The organism is Deinococcus detaillensis, assembly GCF_007280555.1.
Lineage (GTDB): Bacteria > Deinococcota > Deinococci > Deinococcales > Deinococcaceae > Deinococcus > Deinococcus detaillensis.
The window spans coordinates 349,940-364,943 of sequence record NZ_VKDB01000001.1; the positions used below are offsets into that span (position 1 = coordinate 349,940).

Sequence of the window (15,004 nt, forward strand, 5' to 3'; positions counted from 1 at the left end):
TACGCCGCCGCTCAGTCTCCACCCTACGAATGCGGGGGCTGAGCGCTGGTTTGCTGACGTATCATGGCTTCACGCCGCCTTCAGAACCCGCCCCGACTTACCCAAGGAGTTTTCATGCCCGAGATCAAAGTTCCCGTTTTTTCCGAATCCGTCAGCGAGGGCACCCTGCTTTCGTGGAGCAAAAAGCCCGGCGACGCGGTGACGCGCGGCGATATTCTGGCCGAAATCGAGACCGACAAAGTGGTGCTGGAAGTCACTGCCCTGCAAGATGGCGTGCTGGAGAGTATTGCCAAGCAAGAAGGCGACACCGTGCTGAGTGAGGAAGTCTTGGGCGTGCTGGGCGAAGCCGGATCGGCCCCTGCGCCCGCCGCTGACCCTGAGTCCGGCCCGATTGCCGGTGAAACGAGCGCGGGCGGCACCGCCAGCCAGCCCGATAGCCAACCGAGTGGGCAAGCGGCTGGAACGCTCGGCGGCACCGGCACTTTGCCGCCCGCTGCCCGCAAAATCGTCGCGGAGAACAATCTGGACGCCGCGCAGATTCAGGGCACTGGTCCCAAGGGCAACATCACCAAGCAGGACGCCGCGCTAGCCTCGCAGGGCGGCGGCACCGACCAAGGCCCGCAGTCTGCGGCTGAACCCGCTTCGGCACGGGCCAGCGAAGCCAAAGCGCCCGCTGCTTCCGCTCCTGTTCCCAGCGGCCCCCGCGCCGAGCAGCGCGTTCCGATGACCCGCATTCGCCAGCGCATCGCCGAGCGCCTCAAGGAAGTCCAGAACACCGCCGCCATCCTGACCACCTTCAATGAAGTCAACATGCAGCCGAGCATGGATCTGCGTAAAAAGTACCAGGATCAGTTCGTGGCCAAGCACGGCGTCAAACTCGGCTTTATGAGCCTGTTTGTGCGGGCGGCCACCGAAGCGCTGAGGGCCTTCCCTAACGTCAACGCCAGCATCGATGGCAAAGACATCATCTATCACGGCTTTTACGATCTGGGTATCGCGGTGGCTTCCGAGCGCGGCCTGGTCGTGCCGATCTTGCGCGACACCGACGCCATGAACCTCGCCGACATCGAAAAAGCCATCGCCGCCTTTGCGGCCAAAGCCAAAGCCGGCAAGCTGACGATGGACGACATGTCAGGCGGAACGTTTAGCATCACCAACGGTGGCACCTTCGGCAGCATGATGAGTACCCCGATCATCAACCAGCCTCAGAGCGCCATTTTGGGAATGCACAACATTATCGAGCGCCCGATTGCCCAAAATGGTCAAGTGGTGATTGCCCCGATGATGTATCTGGCCCTCAGCTACGATCACCGAATTATTGACGGCAAAGAAGCGGTGCAGTTCTTGGTGATGATCAAGAACTTGCTGGAAGACCCGGCCCGAATGCTGCTGGATTTGTAAATCTTAGATTGATTTGGGCCGCCAACTGTTTGGAAGGGGTTGGCGGCTTTTTTGTGGCGCAGAGTTGTTAAGCTGCCTGCATGAACGCTCTGCATCTGATGGACGCTGCCGGACAGTTGCCCACTGCACTTCGAGACGGGCTATTGGAGGTCATGACGGCTGAGTTGATCCGTTTGGCGGCGCTGCTCTCGCTGGAAGGTGTGGACGTGGCGCTGTTCGTCGATCCCGCGTGGTGCATTCCTGAACTCGGCTTGGGTGGTTACGCGCCGACCGGGTATCGCCTGCAGCTCACTATCGATCCTGAGAACTCCCACTTTATCGCCTCCTGGCGGCGCGAGCTGCCCGTAGCACTGGCGCATGAGCTTCATCACTTGCGGCGTTGGCGTGGCCCTGGCTATGGTCAAACCCTGCGTGAAGCGCTCGCCAGCGAAGGCTTGGCCCAACACTTTGAAGCGGCCCAGCGCGGCGAATTGCCGATCTACGCCCAGCCCAGCGGCGACTTGGCGGCGCTCTGGGAGCGGGCCAGGCCACTGCTAGACGCGCCGACTTACAATCACAATGCTTGGTTTTACGGCTCCGAAGCTGAGCAGTTGCCGCGCTGGGCAGGCTATCAACTGGGTTACGAGCAAGTCAAACGAGGCCTAGAACGGCTGGGCGGCGACGCGGTAAGCCACGCCGAGACACCCGCAGCCGTGCTGATTGACGACCGCTGAGCTAAGCCATCTGACTCAGGTTGCCGCCCGCCGCCGCGCTTTATCCTTCCTGCATGACTGCACCGCCCTTTGATCTCGCCCCACTTTTGGCCCGCTACGGTTCGGCACATGCCCAAATCAGCGTCTTGCAACACGTCGGCGATCTGGTGCTGAAAGTCGAAACGGTGGGCCAACGCTACAGCTTGCGCGTCTTCACGGCTGGCAGTGATGAGACACGGTTAAAACTGGAATTGGCGTGGCTGAGCGCTTTGGCCTGCGATACGGAGCTGAATATTCCCCTGCCGCTGTCCAATCTGGATGGCTGCCTGATCACGCACTGGACACCGCCCCACGAAACAGAAGCGCGGGCCTGCGTGCTGTCAAACTGGATTGAAGGCGAGCGGGCCAGCCGTCAGATGGGAATACCGTCGGCAAAGCAGCTCGGCCACCTCACAGCGCAGCTCCACCAACACGCCCGGCACTATCCCAAACTGTGGCAACACTATACGGGCCAACGCTGGGACGCCGAGCGCTTTTATGGCCCCAATTCGTGGTGGTCGCGGCAAGCCCCACGCGATCTGGGGGAACACCACCAGACGCTCATACCTGCCGTCAGTGCTTTGAAAGCGGCTTTAGCGCGGTTGGGTGAGAAGCCCGAACACTTCGGCCTGATTCACGCCGACTTGCATTTCGGCAACCTGATCAGCGGCCCGCTCGGGCTGGGCGTGATTGATTTCGCCGAAGCTGCGCCGGGTTATTTCGCCTTTGACTTGGCGCTCACGGCAGGCGAACTGATGGATTATCCCGAAGGTGAGCAGTACGTCGAGAGCTTTTATGCCGCTTACCAGCAGGCCGCCGCCCCATACACCGGGGCGCTGAACGAAGTGAAGGTCTTCAAGGTGGCGACGGGCCTGGCGTTTCTGGCCTGGGTGTACGGATTGCCCGAAGGCCCGAAGCGGCAAGATAAATTGCGCTGGGTGCCTAACCTGATCTCCAAATTGCGAGATTTTGGGAACTCCTAACCCCCTCTCCCCGTATCTCTACCCGTGAACCAACCTCGCCTGACCGTTCGCCGCTCCCTCTCCCCGCTGGGCCGCCTCCGCGCCGTGTGGCGAGACGCGCTGGCGCTGCTGCTCTCGCTGAGCGATCAGCGAACCGGCGGCCAAGCCAAGCTGATTGCGGCGCTGGCCCTGCTCTATGCCATCAGCCCGATTGACCTGATTCCCGACGGTATTCCGGTGCTGGGCATCACCGATGACCTGCTGATCGTTCCGGCGGTGCTGGCCTTCGCTGCACGTAACTTGCCCGCGCCAGTGCTGTATCAGGCCAGAGGCAAAGTGGACCGGCTGCCGCGTATCTGGCCTTACGTCCTCGGCGCTGTGCTGGGAGTGGTAGCACTGTTCTACGGCTTAGCGTGGGCGCTGGCTAGAAACTAGCTCACGGCCGGCCGATTGTTGATCTTGAGATCCGAGAAAAAGAGCAATAAAAAATCCGCCTTCGCGGGCGGCTGCTTTCGTTTGATTGATAGGAAAACTATAGCGCGGTATGCGCTGGAAGTCAACTTCATGTCTTTGTATTTCATGTTACATTCAATCGACTTAAAATTCGGTGTCTCAGACGCACTTTCCGCCCCTTTGCTCTCTTCGTAGGCTGTCAGATTCAGGCAGTTTATACAAGAACTCAAGCAATCAAATACTTGTCAGGAACTGCTTCAGCTCAGCGTCGCTCTGTCTCACTTTGAACTTGTTGCCTCTGTCCGGTTAAGAACCCACCGCTTCCCACTCCCAGTGCTACCCTGCGTTTCATGACTGGTCAGCAAAATGTGAGCTGGAACGCCGTTGTTCTTGGCGGAGGCGACCCCGGCGACGCTTTTGCCGCCGCGCACGAAGTGGACGTCAAACCCCTCATTGAAGTCGCGGGCCGCCCGATGGGGGAGTGGGTTTTGCGGGCGCTGCACGAATCGGGCCGGGTCGCCCGCATCGCTTACGTGGGGCCGCTGGCGGGCGAGATGGCCGAGCTGGTCGATGTGCGCGTGACCGACAGAGGCACCTTGATCGCCAACTTGGAAGCGGGCGTGGCCGCCCTGCGCGAACCTGGCAACGCCCCGCAGCGCCGCGTGTTGGTGGTCACGGCAGACATTCCCATGCTCACCGGCCAGCAAGTGCGGGACGTACTGGAGAGCGCCCCCGATTCGGGCTTGGTGTATCCGGTGGTTAAGAAGGAAGTCTGCGAGGCCGCGTATCCGGATGTGAAGCGCACCTATGCCCGGCTCAAAGACGGCACTTTTACCGGCGGCAATCTCTTCTTACTCGATCCGGCTCTGATCGGCAAATTTTTGCCGCGCCTTCGGGCGGTGCTTGACGCCCGCAAACAGCCGCTCAAGCTGGCGGGCATCGTCGGCCCCGCTTTTCTTTTCAAGATGCTGCTGGGCCAACTCCGCATTAGCGAACTGGAAGCGCGGGTCAGTCAGATTTTGGGGGTGCAGGCGCGGGCGCTGATTACGCCGCACGCCGCTGTGGGCACTGACGTGGATAAAGAAGGCGACTTGGCGCTGGCTGAAAAACGCCTGGGTGGGGGCAAGGCTTAAGCCAGCGCGGGGTTGTGGGCTTTGGCCCTTGCCAAGCTGCGCCCAATCGGGCAATATGGCAGACATGACCCATATCATCACCAGCCCCTGCATCGGTGTCAAAGACCAAGCCTGCACCGAAGTCTGCCCCGTGGAGTGCATCTACGACGGCGGCGACCAGTACCTGATTCACCCCGACGAGTGCATCGACTGCGGCGCGTGCGTCCCGGCTTGCCCCGTCAGCGCCATTTTCCCCGAAGAAGACGTGCCGGACGGCGAAACCGCCTTCATCGCCAAGAACCACGAGTTTTTCGGGCTGTAAGAAAACCCATCAAAGAAGCGCTCATCCGAGATTTGGGATGGGCGCTTTTTTTGCTCACTCCTCAAAGGTCAATCGGTGCTTTCTGAGCATGTACAAATACAGCTCTTCTACTTTGGTTCTGGCCCAGGGGGTTTTGCGCAAGAACTTGAGGCTGCTGCCCACGCTGGGATTGTCCTGAAAGCAGCGGATACTGACGCGCCGCCCCAGTTCTTCCCAGCCGTAGTAATCCGCGAGCCGCGTGACAATTTGCTCCAGCGTAACGCCGTGGAGGGAATTCGGGTTGGTCATGGGCCTGAGTGTATGACACCTGTCACCCGTGCGGGTTGACACTCGGCACTGCCCGGCGTACAGGAGCGGGCGTAAGCTCTAGGCATGAACGAGCCACTCACCAGCCAGCCCAGCGGGCGTCCACAACACTTTTTCCCCGGCCTTTCAGCGGCGCTGATTTTTCTGGTTTTGGCGGTGGCCTTCACGGTCGATGACAGCTTGGGCGACAGGGCGGGCGGTATTTACCTGCTGATTCCGCTGGCCGCCGTGCTGGGGCAGGCCATCAATTTGATGCTGAGGCTCGGCTATTTGCCCAGAAGCATGTACGGCGCTCTGTTCGGCGTTTGCATTCCCGCCGTCATCGGCCTGAGCATCATCTTTCCGTTCTCTTTGAATCACTTCTGGCTGCCCATACTATTCCTGGGGCTGGCGTTCAAACGGTTGATTCCTACTCGCCGCCTGCGCCGCTGAGGTGATGCCCGGCTAACCCGTTCGCCTCGGCAAAGTGCCGATTTCAGCCTCCGAATCACCTGAAATCACCGAGACAGTGCCGCCAGATTCCAAAATGGCGAACTGCACCTTGCTCGCGTCGGTCACGCCTTGACTGCGAAACTGCTGCTCTAAAGACTGCCTAGACACGCGGGCACGGCGCATGGCGGCTTGCTGATATCGGCCGCGCTCAATCAGCACGACGGGCGGGTTGTCGACCACATCATGCCAAGTCTTGAAACGCGAGGCGAAAAAAGAAATCAGCCACTGCAAGAGCGCCAAAAAGAGCAAAGCTATGGCCCCGCCCATCAAGTTTTGGCCCATGATCGAGCTGGCGACCAGTGACCCCGCCGTGACATTGATCAAGAAGTCAAACGAAGTAAACGAAGCGAAAGTACGCGAACCGAAAAAGCGTGCAATGAACAGCACCAGCGCGAACAGGAGCAACACCGAAAGCGCCACCCGGACTACGAATTCCACTGACCACCCACCCTGCGGCGTCAGTAGACTTTGCAGGACTGAACGTAAAATGTCCATGCCTCACCTTAGTGCGGGGCATAGACATCTGGCGTGTTACTTCTGTGTTGTGGAGGAGCCTCACGCTTCGGCGGCCACCAGTCCCAGCAGGCCATCCAAGCTCAGCGCCAACAAGGCCGCCAAGAGTGCTCCTATTACCACCAAGCCGGTGTTTTGCTGCGACAACCCTTCAATAATCGGGGTGCCCAGCCCGCTCGCACCCAGCGCCGCACCGATGGTGGCGGTGCCGACGTTGTAGACGGTGGATGTCCGCACGCCCGCCAGCAAAATCGGCAAGCTTAGCGGGAGTTCGACCCGCATCAGACGCTGAGTGTCGGTCATGCCCATGCCGCGTGCGGCGTCCAGCGTCGGTTTGTCCACGGCCAGCAGGCCGGCAATGGCGTTGGACACCACTGGGACGAGGCCGTAGAGCAGCAGGCCCAGCAAAGTTGGCTTGATCCCGAAGCCCAGCGCCGGAACCGCCAGCGCTAAGATCGCCAGCGTCGGCACGGTTTGGCCCAGGCCGGTCAGCGCTTCGGCCAGCCGCATCAGCGAGGCGCGGCCCGGACGGGTCACGGCCACCGCCAGCGGCACACCGATCAGCAGCACCACCACTTCGGCGCTCAGCACCAAGCCGAGGTGCCAAAGGGTCAGTTTCCACAGCGGGGTATCGAGTACCGGCACTTGCCCCGCCGACAGCGAGGACACGGCGCGGTTGAGCAGACCCGGAATCAGGCAGACCAGCAGCAAGGCGGGCCAGATGAAAACCGGCCAGATGGAGCGCAGAGGCCGCCGTGATCCGGGGGCAGCCAGCGTCACGCCCGCTCCGAAAGCTGGGCTTGCGGGGCAGTTTGCTCCAGATCGTGAAACGACAGCACGCCGCTGATCTGGCCGTCCTCGCCAGTGACGGCCACCGCTTCGGCCCGCTCGCGCAGCATCACGCTCAGGGCGCTTCGTGCGTCGAGCTGGGCGCTGACCTGCGGCAGGCCGGTGCCGTCGCCTGCGCGGGCCAGTGTTCCGGCCCGCACGCCGGCCAGTTGGCGCAGCAGCGCGTCGTCGCCCAGAAACTGCCGCACGAAGTCGCTGTTGGGGCGGCGCACCAAGTCGTCGGGCGTGCCGAACTGCGCCAGCGACCCGGCATTCAGCAGCGCCACCTTGTCGCCGAGTTTGAGCGCTTCGTCGATGTCGTGCGTCACCATCACGATGGTCTTTTTGAGGTTGTGCTGAATCTCGCGGAAGGCTTCTTGGAGCTTGTCGCGGGCCAGCGGATCGAGCGCTCCGAACGGCTCGTCCATCAGCATCACCGGGGGGTCAGCGGCCAGCGCCCTTGCGACGCCCACCCGCTGCTGCTGCCCGCCCGAAAGTTCGCTGGGGCGCTTGTCGGCAAATTGACCCGGCTCCAGCCCCACCAGCGCCAAGAGTTCTCTCACTTTGGCGGCGGTTTGGCGTTTGGGCTGCCCCAGCAAGTCCGGCACCGTGGCCACGTTCTGGGCGACGCTCAGATGCGGAAAGAGGCCGATTTGCTGAATGACGTAGCCGATGCGGCGGCGCAGCGCTTCGGGCTTAAGACTCATGGCGTCTTGGCCTTCCAACAAGATTTTGCCCGCTGTCGGCTCGATCAGTCGGTTGATCATCCGCAGCGTGGTGGTTTTGCCGCAGCCCGACGGCCCCAGCAGCGCCGTAATCTCGCCGCTCGGAAAGACCATGCTGAGGTCTTTGACGGCGTAAAAGGGCTGGCCGGTCAGGGGGTCGTCGTAGCGCTTTTCCAGATGTTGCAGTTCAATCATGGTTCTCCATGCGGGCGGGCGTGAGGGGTGAAGCGGACACGCCTGTGTGTATCTCCTTCACGCTCGCCCCAGCCGCTGACCCAAAAACGTTTCCAGCCCGCGCAGGCCAGTGTCCAGCACGATGGCCAGCAGGGCGGCGGGCAGTGCGCCGAGCAAGATGAGATCGGCGGCTCCACTTTGCAGACCGCTGAAAATAAAGTAGCCCAGCCCGCCCGCGCCGATCAGTTGCGCCACGCTCGCCACGCCGACCAGCATCACGGCGGCTTGCCGAATGCCGCTGAGCCACACCGGCAGCGCCAGCGGCAGTTGCACGCGCCAAAAGCGCTGATTGTCGGTCATGCCCATGCCGCGTGCCGCGTCGAGCACCCCCGGCAGCACGCCGCGCAGAGACACCACGCCGTTACGCAGAACCGGCAGCAGTGCGTACAAGGTCATGGCGGTCAGCGCCGGAGCCAGCCCGATGCCGCTGATCCCCAGACTTCTCAGCGCGGGCACGGCGTTGGCCAGTGCCGAGAGCGGGGCGATCAGCAGGCCCAGCAGCGCCAAGCTCGGCACGGTTTGCACGCCGCCCGCCAGTCCCAGCACCACGCCCGATACCCGGACGCTGCGCGAGGCCCAGACGGCCAGCGGAGCGCCGATTAGGGTGGCCAGGCCCAGCGCCACCAAAATCAAATACAGGTGCCGCCCGAGTTCCTGTAAAAAGCGGTTGTGCTGCACGGTGTATTCGGCCACCACCGACCAACTGGCAAAATGTCCTGTGAGCGCCATCACCAGCACGGCGGGCAGCCACAGCCACGCCAGAAGCAGCCCCGCGCCGCCCATCCAGCGCCCCACCAATCTGGCGGCGTACACCGAAATGCCTGCTCCGAGCAGCCACAGCCACAAGCCGCTGCTGGCGCTGGCCCGCGCAAACTCGGCCTGGCCGCTGAGCGCCGCACCCGTGCGCGACCCCAACCACCACGCGCCCACACTCAGCGCGAGGCTGGCCAACAGGGGTACAGCCCTCGGTAAGAATCGGCCTGCCAAGGGCACGGCCAGCGCCAGCACCAGGCCCACGACAATGTCCAGCGCAGGCAAGCGCAGCACCTCGCCCGCCGCCAAACGGTTGGGGCGCAGCAAGACCCACGGCAGCCAGCACGCCGCCAGCATCGGCACGGCTGCCAGCCACAGCGCCGCCATCAGATCGGCTGGCAGCCCAAGAACAGACGAAGGGGCAGGGGAGACGCGCTCTCCCACTGCCCCTGCTGAAGGCCCGGCGTTCAACGGATTAACTCCGTGTAGACGCGGGCAATCAACTTCAGATCGAGTTTCATTACTTGATCAAGTTCTTGGATTTGAGATAAGCGCTGGCCACGTCCTGAGCGCTGCGGCCTTGCAGGGCCACTTCGCCGTTGAGCTTTTGCAAAGTGGGCTGGTCAATGCTGGCAAAAGCTTTGTTGAGGATGTCGGCAATTTGCGGATTGGCCTTGAGGATGTCCGTGCGGATGGTGGGCGCGGGCTGGTAGACCGCCTGAGCGCCCTTGGGATCGGTCAGGGCCACCAGATTCAGGGCGCTGAGGGTGCCGTCGGTGCCGTAGGCCATCGCCGCGTTCACGCCGTTGGTGCCGCTGGACGCCGCTTGCTGGGCCTGGGGCGGGGTGGCTCCGGCCAGCACCAGTTTTTGATCGGCGCTGAGCTTGAAGCCGTAGACGCTCTCAAACATCGGCATGGTGTCGGGGCGGTTAAAGTATTCGGGGCTGCCCGCGATCTTGAAGCTGCCGCCGCCTTTGAGGTAGCGGGCGAGGTCGGCTACGCTCTTCATTTTGTTGTCGGCGGCCAGCTTTTGCGGCACGGCAATCACCCAGGTGTTGTTGACCTTGGCGGGCTTGAGCCAGGTGACGCCGTTTTTGGCGTCCAGCTTCTTGGCGAGGTTGTAGATGGTGCCGGAGTTGCCGGCCTGCTTGGAGCCAATTTTGGCGTCGGGAAACAGGTAGACGGCGTTGCCGGTGTACTCGGGGTATACGTCAATTTCGCCGGCCATGATGGCCTTGCGGTTGACGCCGGTATCGCCCAGCGCGGTTTTGTCGGTGACTTCGAGGCCCGCATTTTTGAGGGTCAGGTAGATGATCTGGCCTAAAATCTGCGCTTCGGGGTCGAGTTTTCCGCCGACCACGATAGGTTTGGCGGCGGCGCTGCTGAGCAGGCCAGAGAGCGAAAGAACCAAAACACTGCCGATCAATTTACGCTGAGAAGCTTGAATCTTCATGGGGAGACCTCCAAATCAGGGACTGCACACTTCAGCTCGTAAAGGAGCAGGACGGCTGACTTTATACAGCCTGCAGCGTGGCCGTTGTGTGACTTATCTTTAAGTTGTGGGCTGTGCCTAGTTTACGGCAAAACCACTTTACTCCCGACTGGAACGCCATGTTGCTCAATTCTGCTTAGCTTCAGCATAAGAATCTCAAAGGAATGCATAAAAGTTAAATGAGTGCGCTCTCTGCTTCATTTCTCCGTTGGACTTTTGTGGCGGCCTCTCCATGCAAAAAGCCGCCGCTTCCTCAACAGGCAAAGCGGCGGCTTAAGTGGGTGGGCGCTCTGGTTAGAGGTTGCCCTTGAGGGTGCTGGCGACTTTGAAGCGCACCTTTTTGCCGGCGGGAATGGTGATCTTCTCGCTGGTGCCGGGGCGCACGCCTTGACGGGCGGCGGTTTTGGCCACGCTGAAGGTGCCGAGGCCGGGTAAACCGACGCTCTTGCCTTCTTTGAGTGCTTCGACCACGACATCGAGCATGACGGCCACGGACTCGCCGGCCTGCTTTTTGTTGAGGCTGGTGCGGTCAGCGACCATATCGATGATCTGGGTCTTGGCAATCTTTTCGCTGGTCTCGGCAGCAGCCTTGACAGGTGCTGGTGGTGCTTTGGCAGCGGGCGCAGGTTTGGCCGCCGCTTTGGTACTTTTAGCCATGGAAGACCTCCAAAAGTGAAGTTTGAGCAGGTTGTCGGCTCGGAACAGACACTAACACACATTTGGGAGTTTGTGAACGTCCCCGAAGCCCTCTAGCAGCGTCTTGAGCGTTCTTGGGCGCTGTTCCTGAGAGGACGAAACGCCGCCAAAATCGGAAAAACAGCGTTCCGGACGGCTTTTTGTGATGAGTGAGTTATGTGAAAAGAGTTAATTTATGTCTGGGCTGAAGTTGTGGCCGTCAAGCGCACCACCCGCACACGGGCGCTCAGGGCGTCGTATGTCCACAGCCGATTGGCCAGGGTGTCCGGTTGCCCGGTCAGCACCTTGAGGGCTTCCATGGCCATCACGCCGCCGATCACGCCTAACAGCGGCCCCATTACCCCGATCTCGTCGCAGGACTCGGCTCCGTCTGGGGTGGGAAAGACTTGGCGCAGCCCAAAAGTGGGGCCAAAGACACTGACCATGCCCTCCAAGCCGCCCGCCGCGCCCCAGACCCACGGCAGCCCGGCGGCGGTGCATAGGTCGTGGACGAGGTAGCGGGTGACGAAATTGTCGCTGGCATCGATGACCAGATCAATGCCGCTCAGGAGTGCCGGGGCATTGTCTTGGCTCAGCGCGGCGCAGCTTTCGACCCTGACATACGGATTGACCTGCTGGGCGCGGGCGGCGGCGAGCTGGGCTTTGCTTTTGCCCACGTCCAGGGTGGTAAAGAGTGTTTGGCGCTGCAAATTGCTCAGCCCCACCGTGTCGCCGTCGGAGATCCGCAACGCGCCCACGCCCGCGCCTGCCAGGTAAGCGATAACGGGGCAGCCCAGCCCGCCCGCGCCGATGACCAGCACATGGGCGGCTTTGAGGTGCTCTTGCTGGCTGGCAAATTCGGGCAGCAGCAGCTGACGTCCGTAGCGCCGCAGTTCGGTGCGGGTCAGTGCATTGGGGGTCGGGGCGCTGGGGGCCGGGTCGCTGCCGTAAACCGGGAGGGGAGAGGGCGGCGCAGTCATGCTGAGTAGTCTGGCGCTTGGCACCGGCGCTTTACTGTGCCGCTTGAACGGTAGGGGTAACTTGAACGGCCCGGCCCGTATGATGATGCGGTGATGAGTGATCAAATCGCCCAAGCCCTTCTCGTTCTCGACGCGCAGCGCGGCGACCACCAAGCGCTAGAAGACGCCGATCCCCGCGCCGCCGACGCCCGCTTGGGGATTTGGCGCAGGGCCGTGACGCAGGCCCGCGCGGGCAGCGTGCTTGTGGTGTTTTTGCAGCGCGACGGAGCAGTGGGCAGCGACCACGAGCCGCTGACACGCGGCTGGACGCTGCACCCCGATTTCCGCGTGGAGGAGCGCGACGTGCTGCTACGGGTGGATAACGACGACGCCTTTGCGGGCAGTCCCTTGATTCTCGAACTCCGCAGCCGGGGTGTGAGCCGCCTGAGCGTGCTGGCGCTACCGGGCAGCGCCGCCGAAGCAGCCACCCAGCAAGGAGCGCAGCAAGCAGGCTTTGCGGTGAGCCGCTGGCCAAAGGAAGGTCAATGATGAGCAGCGAGCTTAGCGATTTCTTGCTTCAATTACTCAATACCCCCAGTCCGACTGGCATGACCGAGCAAGCCGTGAGTTTAATTGAAGCGGAAGTGATGGCGCTCGGCGTAGAAACGTGCCGCAGCCGCAAAGGTGGACTGTCTTGGACGCTGCCTGGTACGGACTCCGGCGCGGGGCATCTGGCCCTCAGCGCTCACGCGGATACCCTCGGCGCGATGGTCAAAGCGGTTTTACCCAATGGGCGGCTGCGCCTGACCCAGCTCGGCGGCTACGACTGGGCCAGCATCGAGGGCGAGTATGTGACGGTTCACGGCCAAGACGGTGTCAGCGTCACCGGCACGGTGGTCAACGACTTCCAGAGCTTTCACGTATTTGCGCCGCAACTGCGCGAACTGCGCCGCAGCGGCGATAACTTGGAAGTGCGGCTGGACGCGTACACCTCCAGCAGCCAAGAAACCCGCGCTCTGGGCTTAGAGGTGGGCGACTTTGTCAGCTTTGAGCCCCGCGCCGTGCTGACACCGGCGGGCTATCTCAAGAGCCGTCACATTGACAACAAAGCCAGCGTGGCCATTTTGCTGGAGGTGACCCGGCAGCTTCTCAAAACCCCCGCGCCGATGACGGTGGGCTGCTTTATCACCACCTACGAGGAAGTCGGGCACGGAGCAGCTCCGGGCTTTGGTGAGGCCAGCGAAGTGATCGCGCTGGATATGGCGGCCGTCGGGCGCGGGCAGACGAGCAGCGAACATCACGTGACGCTGTGCGTCAAAGACAGTAGCGGCCCTTATGATCACGCACTCGGCAACCGCCTGCGCCGGGCGGCTCAGACTGCCGGAATTGACCTCAAAGTGGACATCTACCCGTACTACTCCTCGGACGCCAGCGCGGCCTGGGGAGCCGGACACGACCTGCCCGCCGCGCTGATCGGCCCCGGCGTGGACGCCAGCCACGCCTACGAGCGCACCCACTTGGACGCGCTGGAGGCGACTGTGGCGCTGGTCTTGGCGTACTGTCATGCCTAAGGACTAGGCTAGAGGACATGACCAGTCCTGAAGTTCAACCTGAGCTGCGGCCTGCCCTCGTCGACGTGCAAGCCGTGTATTCGCGGGCGGCGCTGCGCGATCCTTACCCACTTTACGAACGTGCCCGCAGTCACGGCGAGGTCGTGCCGATACCGGAATGGAACGCGGTGGCGATTTTCGGCCACGAGGAAGTCTCTGCGGTGCTGCGCTCGCCCGCCGCGCTCTCGGGGCAATTGATGGCGGTGGAAGCCAACGCCGCTGCCCAAGGCCAGGTCAGCGAGGCTATGCAGTTGCTCAGGCCGATGATGCTCTTTCACAACGGCCCCTCGCACGCCCGCCTGCGCGGATTGGTGAGCGCCGCCTTTACGCCCCGCGTGGTGGCCGAGCAAGAAGAATTGGTGCGCGGTCTGGTACGCGAGATTTTGACGGCGCATCAGGGCGCTCCCTTTGACCTCGTCGACAAGCTGGCCGTGCCGCTGCCGGTGGCGGTCATTGCCGGAATGCTGGGCTTGTCCAAAGACGACGAGCAGCAATTCCGAATCTGGACGCAGAGCGTGGCCGAGCTGCTGGGCGGTATCGACACCACCCCCGAACTGCTGGCCCGTATCGAGGCAGACGCCCGCGAGATGCGCTCCTACTTCCGCAGCCTCGCTGACGATCTCCGTGCCAAACCGCAACCGGGCCTCCTGAGCGCCCTCGCCGCCGCCGAAGACGAGGAAGGCCGCCTGAGTAGCGACGAACTGCTGGCCAACGCGGTGCTGCTGCTGGCCGCCGGGCACGAAACCACCAGCAACCTGATCGGGCGCGGGGTGCTGGCGCTGCTCCAGCAAGAAGGTGCGTGGGCTGAGTTGGCCGCTTTACCGGAACTCGGCAACACGCAAGCCGACGAACTGCTGCGCTTTACCAGTCCGGTGCAGCTGACGGGCCGCGTGCTGGGAGCGCCGCTGGAGATCGCTGGGCAGAGCTACACCGCCGGAACCCACACCATGCTGCTGCTGGCCGCCGCCAACCGCGATTCGCGCACCTTTGCCGACCCTGACCGCATCGATTTGACGCGGGCCAACGCGGGGCGGCATCTGGCCTTTGCCAGCGGGCCGCACTACTGCCTCGGCGCGAGCCTCGCCCGGCTGGAAACGCGGGTGGTGTTCGGTGAGTTGGCCCGCTACCCGCAGATGCGCGTGCTGGAAGACAAGCCGCAGTACCGCCCCAACATCGTGCTGCGCGGCTTGAGCAAGCTGATGGTGGAGCTTTAGGGATTGAGTTTGGAGAAAAGGATCACTCGCGCTCCCGGCCCAGCTTGCGGAATTTGACATTCTTCTGCGCTTAGGCCAGCGTGTCGCGCTTCACGGGTATCTTCAATTCTTGCACGGAAGGCATTGCAGCGCCGAACACAGCCGCATCTCACTTTCTGATCACTTGCTTAGTACTGGCTCAGGGTCAGTTGAACGCCCAGCCCGTCTTTCTCAGGTGGGCAA

18 protein-coding genes are annotated in these 15,004 nt (G+C 62.4%); 10 read left to right on the plus strand and 8 right to left on the minus strand.

Annotated features, from left to right (window positions below; translation table 11 throughout):
- Positions 1 to 114: 114 nt before the first annotated feature.
- From odhB to FNU79_RS01890, 6 genes are all read left to right on the plus strand, one after another.
- Entirely contained in the window at positions 115 to 1,401 is a 1,287-nt protein-coding gene (gene odhB, locus FNU79_RS01865) for a 2-oxoglutarate dehydrogenase complex dihydrolipoyllysine-residue succinyltransferase (protein ID WP_143719184.1), read from the plus strand.
- A gap of 80 nt (positions 1,402 to 1,481) precedes the next feature.
- Positions 1,482 to 2,114, plus strand: coding sequence for a DUF2268 domain-containing putative Zn-dependent protease (locus FNU79_RS01870; protein WP_225429812.1), 633 nt, complete (start codon positions 1,482 to 1,484; stop codon positions 2,112 to 2,114).
- A gap of 53 nt (positions 2,115 to 2,167) precedes the next feature.
- On the plus strand, positions 2,168 to 3,115 hold the full coding sequence (locus tag FNU79_RS01875) for a phosphotransferase enzyme family protein (RefSeq protein ID WP_143719185.1): 948 nt from the start codon (positions 2,168 to 2,170) through the stop codon (positions 3,113 to 3,115).
- 24 nt (positions 3,116 to 3,139) lie between these two features.
- Positions 3,140 to 3,529 carry a YkvA family protein gene (locus FNU79_RS01880; RefSeq protein ID WP_225429813.1) on the plus strand — a complete coding sequence of 130 codons (390 nt, stop codon included), beginning with the start codon at positions 3,140 to 3,142 and terminating at the stop codon, positions 3,527 to 3,529.
- Between the two features lie 368 nt (positions 3,530 to 3,897).
- Positions 3,898 to 4,680, plus strand: coding sequence for an NTP transferase domain-containing protein (locus tag FNU79_RS01885; RefSeq protein WP_143719186.1), 783 nt, complete (start codon positions 3,898 to 3,900; stop codon positions 4,678 to 4,680).
- 64 nt (positions 4,681 to 4,744) lie between these two features.
- A complete protein-coding gene (locus FNU79_RS01890; RefSeq protein WP_124869970.1) occupies positions 4,745 to 4,981 on the plus strand; it encodes a ferredoxin in 237 nt (78 codons plus the stop codon).
- Positions 4,982 to 5,035: 54 nt separating this feature from the next.
- Here FNU79_RS01890 and FNU79_RS01895 read toward each other — a convergent pair whose 3' ends face one another.
- Positions 5,036 to 5,269: a VF530 family protein gene (locus FNU79_RS01895; protein ID WP_143719187.1), complete on the minus strand. Its 234-nt coding sequence runs from the start codon at positions 5,267 to 5,269 to the stop codon at positions 5,036 to 5,038.
- 84 nt (positions 5,270 to 5,353) lie between these two features.
- Here FNU79_RS01895 and FNU79_RS01900 point away from each other — a divergent pair, with 84 nt between their 5' ends.
- A complete protein-coding gene (locus tag FNU79_RS01900; protein ID WP_143719188.1) occupies positions 5,354 to 5,719 on the plus strand; it encodes a hypothetical protein in 366 nt (121 codons plus the stop codon).
- A gap of 12 nt (positions 5,720 to 5,731) precedes the next feature.
- Here FNU79_RS01900 and FNU79_RS01905 read toward each other — a convergent pair whose 3' ends face one another.
- The 7 genes from FNU79_RS01905 to FNU79_RS01935 all read right to left on the minus strand — a co-directional run bounded on the left by FNU79_RS01905 (position 5,732) and on the right by FNU79_RS01935 (position 11,979).
- Positions 5,732 to 6,274 carry a DUF421 domain-containing protein gene (locus FNU79_RS01905; protein ID WP_143719189.1) on the minus strand — a complete coding sequence of 181 codons (543 nt, stop codon included), beginning with the start codon at positions 6,272 to 6,274 and terminating at the stop codon, positions 5,732 to 5,734.
- A 60-nt stretch (positions 6,275 to 6,334) separates the two neighbouring features.
- Positions 6,335 to 7,072 (minus strand): ABC transporter permease, encoded by a 738-nt coding sequence (locus tag FNU79_RS01910; RefSeq protein ID WP_225429814.1) that lies wholly within the window; start codon positions 7,070 to 7,072, stop codon positions 6,335 to 6,337.
- Complete coding sequence (locus FNU79_RS01915; RefSeq protein WP_143719190.1) at positions 7,069 to 8,040, minus strand: ABC transporter ATP-binding protein; 972 nt, start codon at positions 8,038 to 8,040, stop codon at positions 7,069 to 7,071. The genes FNU79_RS01910 and FNU79_RS01915 overlap by 4 nt, the downstream gene beginning before the upstream one ends.
- Before the next feature lie 57 nt (positions 8,041 to 8,097).
- Positions 8,098 to 9,303, minus strand: coding sequence for an ABC transporter permease (locus tag FNU79_RS01920; protein WP_318636124.1), 1,206 nt, complete (start codon positions 9,301 to 9,303; stop codon positions 8,098 to 8,100).
- Between the two features lie 49 nt (positions 9,304 to 9,352).
- The gene (locus FNU79_RS01925) at positions 9,353 to 10,285 is read right to left on the minus strand and encodes a glycine betaine ABC transporter substrate-binding protein (RefSeq protein WP_404825750.1); all 933 of its coding nucleotides are present in this window, start codon (positions 10,283 to 10,285) and stop codon (positions 9,353 to 9,355) included.
- Between the two features lie 333 nt (positions 10,286 to 10,618).
- A complete protein-coding gene (locus FNU79_RS01930; protein ID WP_143719191.1) occupies positions 10,619 to 10,981 on the minus strand; it encodes an HU family DNA-binding protein in 363 nt (120 codons plus the stop codon).
- A gap of 212 nt (positions 10,982 to 11,193) precedes the next feature.
- Positions 11,194 to 11,979 carry a HesA/MoeB/ThiF family protein gene (locus FNU79_RS01935; protein WP_143719192.1) on the minus strand — a complete coding sequence of 262 codons (786 nt, stop codon included), beginning with the start codon at positions 11,977 to 11,979 and terminating at the stop codon, positions 11,194 to 11,196.
- Between the two features lie 93 nt (positions 11,980 to 12,072).
- Between FNU79_RS01935 and FNU79_RS01940 the strand changes: the two genes are divergently transcribed.
- The 3 genes from FNU79_RS01940 to FNU79_RS01950 are packed head-to-tail and all read left to right on the plus strand — an operon-like array spanning position 12,073 to position 14,782.
- Positions 12,073 to 12,507, plus strand: coding sequence for a cysteine hydrolase family protein (locus FNU79_RS01940; RefSeq protein ID WP_143719193.1), 435 nt, complete (start codon positions 12,073 to 12,075; stop codon positions 12,505 to 12,507).
- A complete protein-coding gene (locus tag FNU79_RS01945) occupies positions 12,507 to 13,529 on the plus strand; it encodes a M42 family metallopeptidase (protein ID WP_404825751.1) in 1,023 nt (340 codons plus the stop codon). The genes FNU79_RS01940 and FNU79_RS01945 overlap by 1 nt, the downstream gene beginning before the upstream one ends.
- A 17-nt stretch (positions 13,530 to 13,546) precedes the next feature.
- On the plus strand, positions 13,547 to 14,782 hold the full coding sequence (locus FNU79_RS01950) for a cytochrome P450 (RefSeq protein ID WP_143719195.1): 1,236 nt from the start codon (positions 13,547 to 13,549) through the stop codon (positions 14,780 to 14,782).
- The last annotated feature ends 222 nt before the right edge of the window (positions 14,783 to 15,004 follow it).

Coding starts and splice junctions, on each gene's coding strand:
- FNU79_RS01895 (WP_143719187.1), bottom strand. CDS start 5,269: ATGACCAACCCGAATTCCCTCCACGGCGTTACGCTGGAGCAAATTGTC.
- odhB (WP_143719184.1), top strand. CDS start 115: ATGCCCGAGATCAAAGTTCCCGTTTTTTCCGAATCCGTCAGCGAGGGC.
- FNU79_RS01890 (WP_124869970.1), top strand. CDS start 4,745: ATGACCCATATCATCACCAGCCCCTGCATCGGTGTCAAAGACCAAGCC.
- FNU79_RS01930 (WP_143719191.1), bottom strand. CDS start 10,981: ATGGCTAAAAGTACCAAAGCGGCGGCCAAACCTGCGCCCGCTGCCAAA.
- FNU79_RS01875 (WP_143719185.1), top strand. CDS start 2,168: ATGACTGCACCGCCCTTTGATCTCGCCCCACTTTTGGCCCGCTACGGT.
- FNU79_RS01905 (WP_143719189.1), bottom strand. CDS start 6,274: ATGGACATTTTACGTTCAGTCCTGCAAAGTCTACTGACGCCGCAGGGT.
- FNU79_RS01870 (WP_225429812.1), top strand. CDS start 1,482: ATGAACGCTCTGCATCTGATGGACGCTGCCGGACAGTTGCCCACTGCA.
- FNU79_RS01885 (WP_143719186.1), top strand. CDS start 3,898: ATGACTGGTCAGCAAAATGTGAGCTGGAACGCCGTTGTTCTTGGCGGA.
- FNU79_RS01935 (WP_143719192.1), bottom strand. CDS start 11,979: ATGACTGCGCCGCCCTCTCCCCTCCCGGTTTACGGCAGCGACCCGGCC.
- FNU79_RS01925 (WP_404825750.1), bottom strand. CDS start 10,285: ATGAAGATTCAAGCTTCTCAGCGTAAATTGATCGGCAGTGTTTTGGTT.
- FNU79_RS01945 (WP_404825751.1), top strand. CDS start 12,507: ATGAGCAGCGAGCTTAGCGATTTCTTGCTTCAATTACTCAATACCCCC.
- FNU79_RS01900 (WP_143719188.1), top strand. CDS start 5,354: ATGAACGAGCCACTCACCAGCCAGCCCAGCGGGCGTCCACAACACTTT.
- FNU79_RS01940 (WP_143719193.1), top strand. CDS start 12,073: ATGAGTGATCAAATCGCCCAAGCCCTTCTCGTTCTCGACGCGCAGCGC.
- FNU79_RS01950 (WP_143719195.1), top strand. CDS start 13,547: ATGACCAGTCCTGAAGTTCAACCTGAGCTGCGGCCTGCCCTCGTCGAC.
- FNU79_RS01915 (WP_143719190.1), bottom strand. CDS start 8,040: ATGATTGAACTGCAACATCTGGAAAAGCGCTACGACGACCCCCTGACC.